The 14,587-nt window shown below is 50.4% G+C and carries 12 protein-coding genes and 1 rRNA gene; 10 read left to right on the forward strand and 3 right to left on the reverse strand.

From position 1 onward, the window contains the following. The first annotated feature begins 8 nt into the window (after positions 1 to 8). The 7 genes from rrf (at position 9) to C0977_RS09515 (ending at position 7,916) form a co-directional block, all read left to right on the forward strand. Positions 9 to 125: ribosomal RNA gene (gene rrf / locus C0977_RS09485) — 5S ribosomal RNA — on the forward strand. Between the two features lie 251 nt (positions 126 to 376). After that, positions 377 to 727, forward strand: a complete 351-nt coding sequence (locus tag C0977_RS09490; RefSeq protein WP_023054147.1) for a hypothetical protein — start codon at positions 377 to 379, stop codon at positions 725 to 727. 82 nt (positions 728 to 809) lie between these two features. Continuing rightward, positions 810 to 1,337: a gamma carbonic anhydrase family protein gene (locus C0977_RS09495; protein WP_234987638.1), complete on the forward strand. Its 528-nt coding sequence runs from the start codon at positions 810 to 812 to the stop codon at positions 1,335 to 1,337. Then, on the forward strand, positions 1,337 to 2,425 hold the full coding sequence (locus C0977_RS09500; protein ID WP_101913227.1) for an iron-containing alcohol dehydrogenase family protein: 1,089 nt from the start codon (positions 1,337 to 1,339) through the stop codon (positions 2,423 to 2,425). The genes C0977_RS09495 and C0977_RS09500 overlap by 1 nt, the downstream gene beginning before the upstream one ends. A 78-nt stretch (positions 2,426 to 2,503) precedes the next feature. Then, positions 2,504 to 4,918 (forward strand): DUF3656 domain-containing U32 family peptidase, encoded by a 2,415-nt coding sequence (locus tag C0977_RS09505; RefSeq protein ID WP_101913228.1) that lies wholly within the window; start codon positions 2,504 to 2,506, stop codon positions 4,916 to 4,918. A gap of 13 nt (positions 4,919 to 4,931) precedes the next feature. Beyond that, positions 4,932 to 7,295: an endonuclease MutS2 gene (locus tag C0977_RS09510; RefSeq protein WP_101913229.1), complete on the forward strand. Its 2,364-nt coding sequence runs from the start codon at positions 4,932 to 4,934 to the stop codon at positions 7,293 to 7,295. A 42-nt stretch (positions 7,296 to 7,337) separates the two neighbouring features. Beyond that, positions 7,338 to 7,916, forward strand: a complete 579-nt coding sequence (locus C0977_RS09515) for a xanthine phosphoribosyltransferase (RefSeq protein ID WP_101913230.1) — start codon at positions 7,338 to 7,340, stop codon at positions 7,914 to 7,916. Positions 7,917 to 7,960: 44 nt separating this feature from the next. Here the strand turns inward: C0977_RS09515 and C0977_RS09520 are convergent, their stop codons facing one another. Then, positions 7,961 to 8,683, reverse strand: coding sequence for an NAD-dependent protein deacylase (locus C0977_RS09520; RefSeq protein ID WP_023054532.1), 723 nt, complete (start codon positions 8,681 to 8,683; stop codon positions 7,961 to 7,963). 15 nt (positions 8,684 to 8,698) lie between these two features. Then, positions 8,699 to 9,187, reverse strand: a complete 489-nt coding sequence (locus C0977_RS09525) for an HD domain-containing protein (protein ID WP_023054529.1) — start codon at positions 9,185 to 9,187, stop codon at positions 8,699 to 8,701. Positions 9,188 to 9,588: 401 nt separating this feature from the next. Here C0977_RS09525 and C0977_RS09530 point away from each other — a divergent pair, with 401 nt between their 5' ends. The 3 genes from C0977_RS09530 to ileS all read left to right on the forward strand — a co-directional run bounded on the left by C0977_RS09530 (position 9,589) and on the right by ileS (position 14,201). After that, on the forward strand, positions 9,589 to 11,028 hold the full coding sequence (locus C0977_RS09530; RefSeq protein WP_023054528.1) for an alanine/glycine:cation symporter family protein: 1,440 nt from the start codon (positions 9,589 to 9,591) through the stop codon (positions 11,026 to 11,028). Between the two features lie 200 nt (positions 11,029 to 11,228). Further along, a complete protein-coding gene (locus C0977_RS10905; protein ID WP_159459057.1) occupies positions 11,229 to 11,384 on the forward strand; it encodes a hypothetical protein in 156 nt (51 codons plus the stop codon). Positions 11,385 to 11,396: 12 nt separating this feature from the next. Continuing rightward, positions 11,397 to 14,201, forward strand: coding sequence for an isoleucine--tRNA ligase (gene ileS / locus C0977_RS09535; RefSeq protein WP_101913231.1), 2,805 nt, complete (start codon positions 11,397 to 11,399; stop codon positions 14,199 to 14,201). Positions 14,202 to 14,293: 92 nt separating this feature from the next. Here ileS and C0977_RS09540 read toward each other — a convergent pair whose 3' ends face one another. Next, positions 14,294 to 14,497 carry a DUF1858 domain-containing protein gene (locus C0977_RS09540; RefSeq protein WP_023054530.1) on the reverse strand — a complete coding sequence of 68 codons (204 nt, stop codon included), beginning with the start codon at positions 14,495 to 14,497 and terminating at the stop codon, positions 14,294 to 14,296. Between the last annotated feature and the right edge of the window lie 90 nt (positions 14,498 to 14,587).

Raw genomic sequence — 14,587 nt, forward strand, 5'->3', positions numbered from 1 at the left:
GAGAGGAATTCAGTGACGATAGCTGTAGGGATCCACCTGTTCCCATACCGAACACAGCAGTTAAGCCTACAAACGCCGAACGTACTTGGGGGGAGGCCCCCTGGGAGGATAGGAAGTTGCTGATTACGAAAAAAGAGAGACACACGATCGTGTGTCTCTCTTTTTTTGTCACCAATGGGGTGTAACCACTAACTACTAACCACTAACTACTAACCACTAACTACTAACCACTAACTACTAACCACTAACTACTAACCACTAACTACTAACCACTAACTACTAACTACTAACTACTAACTACTCGCCTTGCTAGTGTGCAGGTGATGTATTATAATAATCATATATTTTATGTTTTTTATTTTAGGGAGGTACGATTATGACGAAAGAAGAGTTAGTACAGGTCGTTAAAGATATGATAGCAGCGCCTTCCTGTTATGGCGCGTTGAAAGAGCTGGGAGCGGAGTGGCTCAATGCAGTCGGCACGGAAAAAGAGGTCGCTGTATTCAAGAAACTGCTCGCTGAAGTGGAAGGTGATATCATGCCTGTTGACGGAGTGATTGCCTTTGCGGGATCGTCGGCTGGCATCTCCCTTTTCGGCGAAGAAAAAGCGAAAGCCCTTTTGGCGCATGCCGAAGAAATTAAGGCGGCAGGTGCTGTGTATTGCGATTGTCCGGCCTGTTCTGCCGGTATTAAACTATTAGAAAATAAGGGCGTAATTCTGGGGTAAGCAATTGGTTTTCATTAGAGAACACGGCTGTGTTTTTGTACGGCCGCGTTCTTTTTTTGCATTATGTTCGGACAGGAGGATTATGATGGCTCATATTTTACCTTTTAAGGGAATTTATCCTACCATTCATCATACTGCCGTGTTAGCTGACACGGCGGTCATCATCGGCGATGTCACCTTGGGACCGGGTGTCAGTATCTGGCCGAATGCCGTTATTCGCGGTGATTTCAGTGCGATTACAGTCGGCGCTTACACGAATATACAGGATAACGTTACCGTTCACTCCGATATTCGCACGCCTCATCATATTGGCGATCATGTACTGATCGGACACAACGCCATTATCCACGGACAGTCCATCGGCGCCGGCGCGTTGATCGGTATGGGCGCCGTGCTGATGAGCTACAGCAGCATCGGTGAAAACTCCATTATCGGCGCCGGCACGATTATTACGCAGGGGAAACAAATCCCGGCCGATTCGCTGGTATACGGAAATCCCTTCCGTATTATCCGTTCCGTTACGGAAGAGGAAAAGGAAGAGACTCGCAAAGAAGTAGAGGCATATCACCAGTTGAGTTTGCAATATCCTATGTGGAAGGGGTCTTGGTAATGTTTTCGTATGAAATGCCGACGAAAGTATTTTTCGGCAGAGATTGTCTGCAACATTCGGGAGAAGCGATCAGCGCATTAGGGCATAAAGCCATGCTTGTAACCGGACGCCGTTCAGCAAAGGCCAATGGCGCACAAGATGCTGTGCAAGCGTGTTTGCGGAACTTGGAAATAGACTGGTGCCTTTTTGATGAAGTTGAAAGCAATCCGTCGATTGAGACTGTGCGACGGGCCGCAAATTTGGCCAAGGCGGAAGCCTGTGATGTTATCATCGCCATTGGCGGCGGTTCACCGATGGATGCAGGCAAAGTGATTGCGCTGCTTTGTACGAATACATTGGATGATGAACGTCTTTTTACAGGACCCTATGCTCGGCCTTTGCCAATCGTAACGGTACCGACGACAGCGGGAACCGGTAGCGAGGTGACAAAAGTCGGCGTACTGACGAATCATTGTAAGGGGACAAAGGAATCGGTTGCCGATCCCCTTCTTTTCCCGACTCTTTCTTATGTTGATCCGTCTTTTACGATGAGCGTCAGTGAGAAGGTGACGATTGATACCGCCATTGATGCGTTGTCGCATGCCGTTGAAGGCTATCTTTCGAAAAGGGCGACGCCCATGAGTGACGTCTGGGCTGAAGAAGCGATGCGGTTTATCGGCGGCCATCTGACGGAACTGAAAGGGAAGCTTCCCTATTCTGTGCGCGAAGATTTGTTGTACGGATCGATGTTGGCAGGGATTACGATTGCGCAGACGGGAACGACGTTGGTACATGGCATGGGGTACCAGTTGACATATTATAAAGATTTATCCCATGGCCGTGCCAACGGGCTGCTGCTTCCCGCGTATATGGCGTTAATGTCGGAAACGATGCCGCATAAGACGGAACGCATATGGGATATCCTGAGCCTTTCCGGAATTACGGATTTCAGGGCGTTAATGGTTGATTTGATGCCTGAACACGTAGCGCTGACTGCGGCGGAAATCGATGCGTATGTGGAGTTGACCATGCGGAAGACCTCGGTGGCAGTAACGGCGTATCCTGTTACGGCCGCTGTCGTTGCCGAGTTGTACAAGAGTCTGTCGTAAGGCGTGGAAGAAATTTCGGCAGGTATGATATAATAATAAACTAAAGTAGAGATTACCTTAAGCAAGAGGAGAAATGCAATGGCAGAATTATTAGCACCGGCAGGGTCGCTGTCGCATGTTTGGACGGCGATCAACGCCGGCGCCGATGCCGTTTATTTAGGCGGCAAAGCTTTCGGTGCCAGGAAATTCGCACATAATTTGGATCACCGTGAGCTGGAGAGAGCCGTTGAAACGGCGCATATGTTTGGCGTCAAGGTTTACGTGACTGTCAATATCGTTATTGCCGATACGGAACGGGAAGACTTGAAAGCGTATTTGCAGTATCTGGACGTTATTGCCGTTGACGGGGTCATCGTCCAGGATCTTGCCGTCGCCGCACTGGCGCGTGATGTGGCGCCTGCGCTTCCGCTGCACGGCAGCACCCAGATGACTATTGCCGACCTGGCAGGCGTGCGGCAGTTGGAGGCCCTGGGATTTACGCAAGTCGTTTTGGCAAGAGAACTGTCATTGCCGGAGATTTCCTCTATTTGCAGTCAAACGAAGATGGCCGTCGAGGTTTTCATTCACGGCGCTTCTTGTATGTCCTATTCGGGGCAATGCCTGATGAGCAGTTTTATGGGCGGCCGCAGCGGTAATCGCGGTTCTTGCGCGCAGCCCTGCCGCCTGCCATTCCGACTCCTAAGGGACGACAAAGCGGTGACGACGAAGGACGTCTATTTGCTGAGCTTGAAAGATCTGTGCGCGGCAGCGTATATTCCGGACCTCGTGGCCGCCGGCGTTTCGTCCTTTAAAATTGAAGGCAGAATGAAAAATAACGGGTATGTCCGAAATACGGTTTTCGCTTATCGGCGCATTTTGGATTCCTGTACGTTGCCGGAGCGAAAGCGGCAAGAAGCTGTAGAAGAAGGCCTTCAACTGCTCAGGGAAACATTTAATCGTTCCTATCAGGCAGATTTTTTGGCCTACACGGTCGGGAGGAAGACCGTTACGGAAGGGGAGAGCGGCAACAGGGGCATGTATGCAGGCGTCTTGTTGGAATGGAACGAAAGGGAAGGACTTGCCGCGTTGACAACGGAGCTTCAGGCCGGAGATATCGTCAAGGTCTGTCATTCCGACGGCAGAGAACGAATTGATGAAATAAAAGCCGTCAATCCGTCAAAGGAGAAGGGGAGTATCCTGGAATTTCGCTGCCGTGATTTGTTTCCGGGGGATTTGTATCGCCTCGCGCGGCAGACGGATCGGGAACAGTCCGCTGAAGCGCTGCGGCAGTCGATCCCGCTGTATTGCCATTTGGGAACGACTGCCGACGGTCGTTTGGTTCTCACTGTTTGGGATGAAGCGGGGCATAGCGGCGAAGTTTATTCCGCTTATGTGCCGGAACCGGCGCATAAGCGTCCGGCGACGCGGCTTTGGCTGAAGACACAGCTTGACCGGTTGGGCGACACCGTTTTTTCATTGGCCGATGCAACCATATGGGATGAAACGATGATGATTCCCTCCAGTGTCATCAATGAGTTGCGCCGTCGAGCTGTTGAGTTGATGAAAGCGGAAATACGCGGCGAGTATAAACGCCCCCGCAGCGGTCAGGCCGTTTCTCTGGCCAGCCCCGTCAGCGGGGAGGCGCTGGAGGCTATGGAGGTTACGGTCCGTTGTGACACGGTTGCGGCTGTAAAGGCAGCTGCCGCCAATGGCGCTGATCGGGTCATTTTCGGCGGTGAATCCTATCATCACCGCCCGTTCGGAATCGCCGAATGGCGTGAAGCCGCCGCCGCCGTACGTGCCTACGGCTGTCAGTTATGGGCGTCGACGCCGCGGATAGAACGGCAAGAGAATGCGGAGGCCGTCAGCAGAGAATTGGCGCTTGCCGCCGCTTGCCATATAGACGGCGTATATATCGGCGCCTTAGGCGCTATGGAATTGTTGCGGCAGCTGCGTATCGACTTGCCTGTTAACGGCGATATGTACTTGAATATTTTTAATGCGACGGCAGCAGCGTATGTAGCCATGGGTTGTACGGGTCTTGCTCTTTCACCGGAACTGACGCTGCGGCAAATCGGAGAAATCGCGGCAGAGCTTGCTGTTCCCGTGGAGATCTGCGTTGCCGGCCGGCAGGAATTGATGGTAACGGAATATTGTCCTATAGCCGCATTTGCCGGCACAGGTCGGAAGCGGTCATGTCCCGCTGTCTGCATGACCGGGCATTTTTCGTTGGCAGACAGAAAAGGTGAATCATTTCCGCTTATGACGGATCAATATTGCAGGACGCATATTTTAAACGGGAAAGAGCTGAATATAGTTCCTTATTACCGCGACCTGCAAAAAATGCAGGCGATGCGCTTGCGGCTCGAAGCTCGCGGCTGCAGTCCGCAGTGGGTTGCGGCGACAGTGCGTCAGTACCGGAAAATTTGTGACGGTACGGAAACGATGCTTTTTACCAAAGACGACAGACATGTCACGCGCGGACATTTCTTTCACAGCATTATAGGAAAGTAGGCGTATCAATAGAATGAATAACCGAAGTATCCGCATTCTCGGATTTTATCAAATACAGAATATGCTCATTCAGCTGGCGCCTTCCAAGGTGTCGAAAGAGATCGCCAAGCATTTGCGTCCCAGCAGTGATGCGGATATGGTCCGGACAAGTCTGAATGATACGGAAGAAGCCCTGCATTGTCTGCAACGTGAAGGAACGGCTCCTTTCGGCGGCATTACCGAAATTAGGCCGGCTTTGGAAAAAGCGAAACGCAGTGTGACTTTGGAAGGTTATGAATGCGTCGATATTTGGCTGAACTTACAGCGCTACGGCGAAATTCACCGTTTTTTTTCCGAGAAAAGGGAAGCGTACAGTCAATTAGCGGAGCGAGCTGAAGGGATTGCCGATTTCACGATGCTCATTCATTCTTTTGCTTCCGTATTTGACAAGGACCACCAGTTGCGCGACAATGCGTCTCCTGAATTGCTCCGTCTTCGCAATCGCATCAATGATCTGGAGCGGCAGACAAAGCGATATATGAACGGCGTTCTCAACAATAAGGAGTATCAGAAATATTTTCAGGATGTTTTGGTAACAGTTCGCAATAATCGGTATGTCGTACCGATCAAGCAGGAATACAGGCACGCTTTTCCCGGCATTGTTCACGATACCTCTGCCAGCGGCGCGACGCTCTATGTAGAACCGTTGGCCATTGTGCAGGCGAATAATGACTTACAAACGGCACGCTTAGGCGAGAGCAGGGAAATTGAGCGGATCTTTCATCGACTTACGGCCGCCGTCGCCGAGGAGTATGAAGCGATCCGCACGGCGACGCAGGCAGTGGGGCAGCTGGAATTCGCTTTTGCCAAGGCTCAGCTGGCTGTTCGCATGAAAGCGGTCAGACCTGAAATATCGCCGACAGGCACAGTCAAACTCTATCAGGCCAGGCACCCCTTAATCGACGGCGACTGCGTTGTTCCGAATACGATCTTTCTCGGCGGCGATTACCGGATATTGCTGATTACGGGGTCAAATACCGGCGGGAAGACGGTTGCCATGAAAACGTTGGGGCTAATCGTTTTAATGCACCAGGCGGGACTGTTCATTCCGGGTCTCGACGGTTCGGAATTGCCGGTTTTTCGCAACGTTTTTGCCGATATCGGTGACGAACAGGATATTGCGCAAAATTTAAGCACCTTTTCCAGTCACATGAAGCAGCTCATTTACATCATTAACCACAGCGGTCCCGCCGATCTGATTCTGGCTGATGAGCTCGGTTCGGGAACAGATCCGGCCGAAGGCAGCGCCATTGCCATTGCGATCATGGAAGCACTTTATGAAAAGGGCGCGCTCGTCATGGTTACGACCCATTACAATGATTTGAAAAACTATGCCTATCAGACTGCCGGCATTGAAAACGGCCATGTCGAATTTGATGTGGAAACGTTGCGTCCTACGTATAAGCTCCGCATCGGTTCCGCCGGCAGCAGTCACGCTTTCAGCATCAGCGAGCGTCTCGGCATGCCGTTGCCGGTCTTGGCTAAGGCGCGGGAACTGCGCAGCCGGTCGCAAGATGTTGATATGGAAGCGATTTTGACCAAGCTCAATGCGCAATCTCAGCAAATGGATGAAGAACAACAGCAGCTGGAGCAACGATTGGCTGCAGTGCGGCAGCTGGAGGCGGAATTGCGTCACGAAAAGGATAAAGCGGCGGAAAAACGGCAGGACATCATTGCCGCCAGCAGGCGTGAAGCGATGGAATTAAAGCGGAGCCTGCGCTTGGAATCGGAGCGGATCATCCGCGAATTAAAACAGCAGGCCAGAGAAGGCGGAGAAAGTGACAGAGCCAAGGCGATCGATAAAGCGCGCCGCGCTGTTCAGCAGATCTCGTTGCCGGCAGAGGAAAAGCAGCGGCGTGATCCGGTCGATATGGCTCGGCTGAAGGTGGGGCAGCTAGTCTTTATTAATTCTCTTGACGGTTTGGGAACGGTTACGGAATGCAGAGGAAAGAAGGCGACCGTCTCTGTTCGAGGGATGACTGTGCGGGTGACGGATAAGGATATTAGCGCACCGTTTTTGGAAGAATTGAAACAGGAACGGCGGGCTGAAAAGAAAGCGGCGGCAGAATCGTCATTCAGGCCTGTACGGACCGTTCAGGTCAACACGGAAATCAACATTATCGGCAAGACGGGACAGGAAGCGATTCCTCTGGTGGAGCGTTTTTTGGATCAGGCGTTATCGGCAGGCTTCAGTCCTGTGCGTATCATTCACGGCAAAGGAAGCGGCGCATTGCGACGACAGATTCACGATTTTTTGTCGGAACAACCTTTTGTCACGCGTTTCGCACCGGAAGATTCGCAAAATGGCGGCGACGGAGTGACGCTTGTTTACTTTTAGCGGCAGCAATTTGATGAAGGTATAGTGAAGGGGCAGATAGAGATGAAAGAGTTGGAAGAAAAGATTTTGCAGGACGGGACAATCATTGATAATCGTATTTTGAAAGTTGATAATTTTTTGAACCAACAAATTGACGTTTCCCTGATGCTGCGCATGGGGCAGGAACTTGCCGCAAAGTTTCGCGATTGTAAGATTGATAAGATCGTGACGATCGAGTCTTCCGGCATTGCCGTGGCAATGGCGGTCTCCATCGCCTTAGGTAACGTCCCCGTCGTTTTTGCCAGAAAAAAAGCGTCGCTACTGATGAACGACGGCATGTATATGACGGAAATCTATTCTTATACCAAAGAAGAGACCTATATGGCATCAATCAGCAAACGATTTATTGCCAAAGGCGAGGATATTTTGCTTATTGATGATTTTTTAGCCAGCGGTACGGCGGCGTTGGGACTGTCGCATTTAGTCGAAGCAGGCGGCGCCCATATTGCCGGGATCGGTATTGTCATTGAAAAATCTTTTCAACCGGGACGGCATCTCTTGGAAGCGGCAGGCTTTCACGTTGAATCACTGGCGCGAATTCAGTGCTTTGAGAATAACCGGCCTGTCTTTGCACGGGACTGAAACAAAAAAACGCTCTAGAATCAGAGCGTTTTTTTGTTTCCGCTTTATATAACCAGTTGGCTGAATACGTTGCCGATGGCGTCGGAAATGACCAGATCGGCGGAGGTGTCAAAATCGGTCGGCGATTTGTTGATAAGAACCAGCTTATGCCCTTTGTAGTAGCGGATGAAACCGGCTGCAGGATAGACGACGAGCGATGTGCCGCCGATGATCAGCATGTCGGCGTGACTGATGTAGTAGAGCGCTTGTTCGACGACGCTGTTGTCGAGGCCCTCTTCATAGAGGACGACATCGGGCTTGACCGGACCGCCGCAGGCATTGCAGACGGGAACGGAATCGGCAGCTTTCATATAGTGGGCGTCAAAAAATTTATGACAATGCTCGCAGTAATTTCGATGGACACTGCCGTGCAGTTCCAGCACGTTTTTACTGCCGCCTTTCTGGTGGAGACCGTCGATATTTTGCGTAATGACAGCTTTTAACTTTCCGGCCCGTTCCAATTCGGCGAGTTTCAAATGGGCGGCGTTCGGCCGGGCGTCGAGACAGAGCATTTTGTCGTGGTAGAAGCGGAAAAATTCGTCTTTATTATGAACGTAAAACGTATGGCTGAGGATTGTTTCGGGACGGAATTTGTAGTGTTGATTATAGAGACCGTCAACGCTGCGGAAATCGGGAATGCCGCTTTCCGTCGAGACACCGGCGCCGCCGAAAAAAACGATATTATCCGATTCTTTGACCATAGCACAAAATTTTTCGATATCTGTCATTATCTGTTCCCCCTTTTAAATCGCAAAGGTATCCTGCAACAATGCGAGACCGCTTTTACTTTTGAAGAAGCGCTCTGCTGCAGCCATGATTCCCGTTGCTGTCAGACCGTCTTCATAAGCGTTGACCAGGAAATCGGCTTCCAGCAGAAGCTGCCAATCAATACCGTTTACACCGGTGTAGGTATGATGATGGCCGATGAGAAAACAGACGCGGTCGATCAATGCGGCATCATCGGTCAGGCTGGTGAGTATCTTACGCGCTTCGACGGGGCCCGTCTTTTCTTGAAACTTACCGGCAGCGGAACCGTACTGTTTTTCCGCCTGATGAATTCCTATATCATGCAGAATCGCCGCCGTGTTCAGGATCTCTTTCGTTCTGCCGTCAATGCCTTCCAGGGAAGCAAGCAGATCGGCATAGGCATAGACCTTTAACAGGTGTTGTATGCGTCGGGCGTCTCCCCGGTCATAGGCGATCACTTTTTTCAAGAGTAATGCTGTATCCATTAGCACCCTTCTTCCTTTTGTTATCACTATATCATGATTATGATGATTCTGCCACCGATGGAAAAAAAGGCGAGAAACAGGAGTCGGATAAATATGAAATAAATGTCGTATAATTTCATATTATGAAATTTCATATTGAGGAAATAATTTGTAAAAAAATAGAGAAAAAAGGAAAAAAATAGGAAAATAAGAGATTTTTTTGGTAGATAATAAAATGATGATATAGAAAAAACCTATTCTATGCCAAATCAATAAGATATAATCAGGTATAATTATTGACATTAAACAGAAAAAATATTACTATTTCTATATATGAAAACGAGTTTTATGTTTTGACTTGGCAACGATTGCGTGCTGGGGGAGCAATCGGCCGGTCTCATCTAAGGAGAGGAAGATTTATTATGGAGTCCAGTTTTTTTGATTCATTATCGCCTGTCGTTATGCCTGTTCTTGACTGGCTTGACGGGTTTTTGTATTACCCCGTTCTCGTTGTCGTGCTATTGATTGCCGGTCTGTATTTTACGTCGTTGACGGGATTGGTACAGTTTCGGATGTTTGCTGAAAGCATTCGCGTCGTCGCGGAAAAGCCGCAGACTGAAGGCGCCATTTCCTCTTTTCAGGCGCTGATGGTTTCCACGGCGTCCCGAGTCGGTACCGGTAATATTGTCGGTGTTTCGACGGCTATCTGTCTGGGCGGCGCCGGGGCCGTGTTCTGGATGTGGGTCGTAGCCGTTATCGGTGGCGCCAGTGCCTTTATTGAAAGCACCTTGGCGCAGATTTACAAAAAAAAGGATTCACAGGGCGGCAGCTACGGCGGTCCGGCGTATTATATCGAAAATGCGCTGCACAGTCGCTTTTTTGCCGTTATTTTTGCCGGATTGCTGATTATGACCTATGCAGTCGGTTTTAATCTGGTCGCTTCTTTCAACTTGCAGTCGACTTTTGCCGTATACAGCTTTTATAATCCCGATTCGACACCGATGGTGATTGGGGCCGTGTTGGCCGTTATTACAGGGTACTGCATTATTGGCGGCGGCAAGCGCATCGTTCATACTGCAGCGCTTATCGTTCCGCTCATGGGGCTGATTTATGTTCTTGCCGCCGTTATCGTCATCATCATGAATATTTCAATCTTGCCGCACGTTTTCGCCATGATCTTGTCCGATGCCTTTAATTTTGAGGCCATTTTCGGCGGCATTTCCGGTTCCTGTCTGCTGTACGGCGTTAAGCGCGGTCTTTTTTCCAATGAAGCCGGTATCGGATCGGCGCCGAATGCGGCGGCCACGGCTGATGTCAGTCATCCCGTAAAACAGGGGCTGGTACAGATGCTTTCCGTCTTTATCGACACCTTGCTGATTTGTACGGCAACAGCGATGATGTGTCTTTGCTCGGGGATTCCTATTACGAAGGAAGCGGCCGGCGCCGTTTATGTGCAGCAGGCCCTGACCGTCGATTTTGGCTCTTTCGGTCCGCTCCTGGTTACGATTTGTATGGTGCTTTTTGCCTTCACGACTTTGATCGGCAATTTGTTCTACGTTGATAATTGTCTGACCTATTTACACCGCAGAGAACCGAGTAAGGAATTCATGTTTGCTTATCGCATTATTGCAACATTCATCATTTTCATCGGCGCCATTATGCCGATGGCCGCCGTCTGGGATGTGGCCGATATCTTCATGGCCGGTATGTGCTTGATCAATATCCCCGCATGCGCGCTTTTGGGCAAGACGGCAATTAAAGCTATGAAAAATTATGAAGAACAGAAAAAGGCGGGGAAGAATCCCGTGTTCAAGGCTGCCGATATCGGTCTCGATTCGAGAGAACTGGATTTCTGGAAATAAGCGAAACGAACCGGGCCGCTCAGGTGGCAAGATCTCCGGGAGATGCCGTTCTTTTTCTTGACAAAGGCGTCAATAGCATTTACAATTTGTCTATATACAAGGCTTTCCTTGTAATATTACAGGTAAAAGCGATGAAAAAGACGGTCAATACGAAGGGTCTTGACAGCGAGCCGGAGAGAGTGGGAGTCCGGTGAGGACCGGTGTTGACAGATCACTTTGAAGCTGCAGCCGCGGGACGGCTGCCGGTTTGCACCGTTATCGGCATCAAGTGGCTGCTGCGGCAGTCAATAGGGTGGTACCACGGTGACTGGCGTCTTCGTCCCTTGCGGGGCGAAGACGTTTTTTGTTTATGTTGAGGAGGAAGGAAAATGGATTACGGTAAGACCTTGCATTTGCCGGAAACGGATTTTCCCATGCGCGGCAATTTGCCGAAACGGGAACCTGATTTTTTGAAGTTCTGGCAGGAAAACAATATTTATGAAAAGCGTTTGAAAAAAAGAGAAGGGGCGCCGAAGTTTATCCTTCATGACGGCCCTCCATATGCCAACGGCAAACTCCATATCGGCCATGCGCTGAATAAAGTGCTGAAAGATGTCATTTTAAAATATAAAACACAAACGGGGCATTATACGAAATATATTCCCGGCTGGGATACGCATGGGTTGCCGATTGAGCATGCCGTTATTAAAGATACCGGGCTTAACCGACACGAAATGTCGCCTCTCGATCTGCGGAAACGATGCCATGACTATGCGTTGGAACGCGTTGCCGAGCAGAAGGCCGATTTTATCCGCTTTGGCGTGCTCGGTGATTGGGATCATCCGTACTTGACGCTTCTCAAACATGTCGAAGTAGCACAGATCGGCGTATTCGGCAAAATGGCCAAGAACGGCCACATCTACAAGGGGATGAAGGCCGTATACTGGTGTCCTCATTGTGAAACGGCGTTGGCAGAAGCGGAAATCGAATATAAAGAAGTCAAATCCTTCTCTCTTTACGTTCGCTTTAAGGCCGTTGACCTCGGTTGTCATGGGCCGCACGGTTTCGATTTGGATCATGTTTATGCGCTGATCTGGACGACAACGCCGTGGACGATTCCCGCCAATCGGGCCATTTGCGCTAATGAAGAAATTGAGTACGTTTGGGTCAACGTAGGCGGCGACGCCGTGCTGATGGCTAAAGAACTGGTTTCCTCAACACTGGCTGCGGCCAAGATTACGGATTACGTTGTCTTACCGGAGGTGATGACGGGCAAGCAGATTGAAGGCCTTGTCTTCCAGCATCCGTTCTATGGCGATCGTAAAGTTCCCGTCATTCTCGGCGCCCATGTCACACTCGAAAGCGGTACCGGTCTGGTACATACTGCGCCTGATCACGGCGCGGAAGACTTTGATGCCTGTAAGAAATATGCGGCTTGGGATTTGGGGCCCATCGGTACTGTCGGTCCCGACGGCCGGTACACGAAAGCCGTGCCGCAGTATGAAGGCCGCTTCGTCCTTGATGACGATACCCAGGTTCAGATTATCAAGGATTTGGCGCATTGCGGCGCGCTGTTTGCCAAAGCGACGCTGCGCCATCAGTATGCCCATTGTTGGCGCTGCAAAAATCCGATTATTTACCGGGCGACGGAGCAATGGTTTTCTTCCGTCGACGGATATCGGCAGAAAGCGCTGGCCGCCATTAATCAGGTAAAATGGATTCCGGACTGGGGGCATGACCGCATTTACAATATGATTCGCGACCGCGGCGACTGGTGCATTTCCCGCCAGCGCGTCTGGGGTGTGCCGATTCCTATTTTTTATTGCAAAGAATGCGGAGAAGCTATCATTAATGACGAAACCATTGCACAGCTGCAGAAAATTTTTGCTGTAGAAGGTTCCGATGCCTGGTGGGCTCATACAGAAAAAGAATTGCTTCCCGAAGGCTATACCTGCCCTCACTGCGGCAGCGGAGAATTCCGCAAAGAAAGCGATATCATGGATGTCTGGTTCGACAGCGGTTCGACACATCAAGGGGTTTTGTGCCATGATCCGGACTTGGATTATCCCTGTGAAATGTATTTGGAAGGCTCTGACCAACACCGCGGCTGGTTCAACTCGTCTTTGTTGACATCCGTCGCCATCAACGGATATGCGCCGTATAAATCGGTTTTGACCCACGGGTTTACTGTTGACGGTGAAGGGCGTAAAATGAGTAAATCCGTCGGCAATACGGTGGCACCGCAGGAGATCATCGACCAGTACGGCGCCGACGTCATGCGGCTTTGGGTGTCATCTGCCGATTATCAGGGAGACGTCCGTCTTTCGCCGAAAATACTGAAGCAACTCAGTGATGTGTATCGGAAGATCCGCAATACGTTCCGGTTCCTGTTGGGGAATTTGGCTGATTTTGATCCCGAAACCGACGCGGTACCTTATGCGGCAATGGAAGAGATTGATAAATGGGCGCTGCTGCGGCTGGAACAGGTTTTTGAAACGGTATCGGAAGCGTATGAAAATTACCAGTTCCATACGATGTACCACGCTATTCATAACTTCTGTACCGTTGATTTGAGCGCCATTTATCTGGATATTATCAAGGATCGGCTTTACACGGAAAAAGCGGCGGCACCGATTCGCCGCAGTTCGCAGACTGCGATGTATCAGATTCTCGATACGCTGGTTAAAATCATTTCTCCTGTTCTTTCCTTTACGGCTGAAGAGGTCTGGCAGTATATGCCGGCAGTTTCCGGGAAAGAAGAAAGCGTACTGCTTACCGATTGGCCGCAAGCCCACCCGGAATATCTGGATGCTGATCTGGCAGCCCGCTGGAACAAACTCCTGTCTTATCGCAGCGATTTGACCCGCATTCTGGAAGGCGCCCGCAAGGACCATACGATCGGCCATTCTCTCGATGCGGCCGTCACGATTTATGCTGAAGGCGAGGCTTACGCTGATTTGAAGCCTTACGAAAAACGGTTGGCTACGCTTCTTATTGTCAGTGAAGTCGTTCTCGTTAACGGGACGTCTCCCGTTGAGGCGGTGAGCGGCGCCGACCATCCCGACATGAAGGCTGTCGTCGTGCCGTCACCGCATGCGCGGTGCGAACGCTGCTGGACGCACAGCGAAACTGTCGGTGCCGATGCCGACAGACCGACGCTCTGTGCTCGTTGCGCCGGCGTTATGAAAGACTAACGATTTACGGTAAAACGCTCCTGCAAACCGTCGGTTTGCAGGAGCGTTTTTTATCAAAAAAAGCGTCCTCTCTTGAGGACGCTTTTTTGCAGTCAGTCTTTTTCGGCGATACAATCGTTCAGGTCGGCGATGAGCGCATCGACGTCAATTCCGTGCGCGCCGGCGCCGTCGCCGATCGTTTCGAAATGGGAAGCCATGCAGCCTACGCAACCTAGCCCATAGGACTGGAAGATTTCAATAATCTGCGGGTATTTCTGTACTGCTTCAATAATACCTGTGTCTTTCGTAATAGCCATATTTCATTCCTCCTCAGAGAGTAGCAGCAGTTTTGCCGAAAACCATCGGGATGTGTTCATTATAACATACTTTACCGTCTTGACTAGTGG

Source organism: Megasphaera vaginalis (ex Bordigoni et al. 2020), assembly GCF_900240295.1.
In the GTDB taxonomy this organism is placed as follows: Bacteria; Bacillota; Negativicutes; order Veillonellales; family Megasphaeraceae; genus Megasphaera; species Megasphaera vaginalis.

Excerpts from the sequence above, each read along its gene's own strand:
- C0977_RS09540 (WP_023054530.1), bottom strand. The coding sequence starts at position 14,497 with ATGGCTATTACGAAAGACACAGGTATTATTGAAGCAGTACAGAAATAC.
- C0977_RS09510 (WP_101913229.1), top strand. The coding sequence starts at position 4,932 with ATGAATAACCGAAGTATCCGCATTCTCGGATTTTATCAAATACAGAAT.
- C0977_RS09495 (WP_234987638.1), top strand. The coding sequence starts at position 810 with ATGATGGCTCATATTTTACCTTTTAAGGGAATTTATCCTACCATTCAT.
- C0977_RS09500 (WP_101913227.1), top strand. The coding sequence starts at position 1,337 with ATGTTTTCGTATGAAATGCCGACGAAAGTATTTTTCGGCAGAGATTGT.
- C0977_RS09515 (WP_101913230.1), top strand. The coding sequence starts at position 7,338 with ATGAAAGAGTTGGAAGAAAAGATTTTGCAGGACGGGACAATCATTGAT.
- C0977_RS09520 (WP_023054532.1), bottom strand. The coding sequence starts at position 8,683 with ATGACAGATATCGAAAAATTTTGTGCTATGGTCAAAGAATCGGATAAT.
- C0977_RS09525 (WP_023054529.1), bottom strand. The coding sequence starts at position 9,187 with ATGGATACAGCATTACTCTTGAAAAAAGTGATCGCCTATGACCGGGGA.
- C0977_RS09505 (WP_101913228.1), top strand. The coding sequence starts at position 2,504 with ATGGCAGAATTATTAGCACCGGCAGGGTCGCTGTCGCATGTTTGGACG.
- C0977_RS09530 (WP_023054528.1), top strand. The coding sequence starts at position 9,589 with ATGGAGTCCAGTTTTTTTGATTCATTATCGCCTGTCGTTATGCCTGTT.
- C0977_RS09490 (WP_023054147.1), top strand. The coding sequence starts at position 377 with ATGACGAAAGAAGAGTTAGTACAGGTCGTTAAAGATATGATAGCAGCG.
- ileS (WP_101913231.1), top strand. The coding sequence starts at position 11,397 with ATGGATTACGGTAAGACCTTGCATTTGCCGGAAACGGATTTTCCCATG.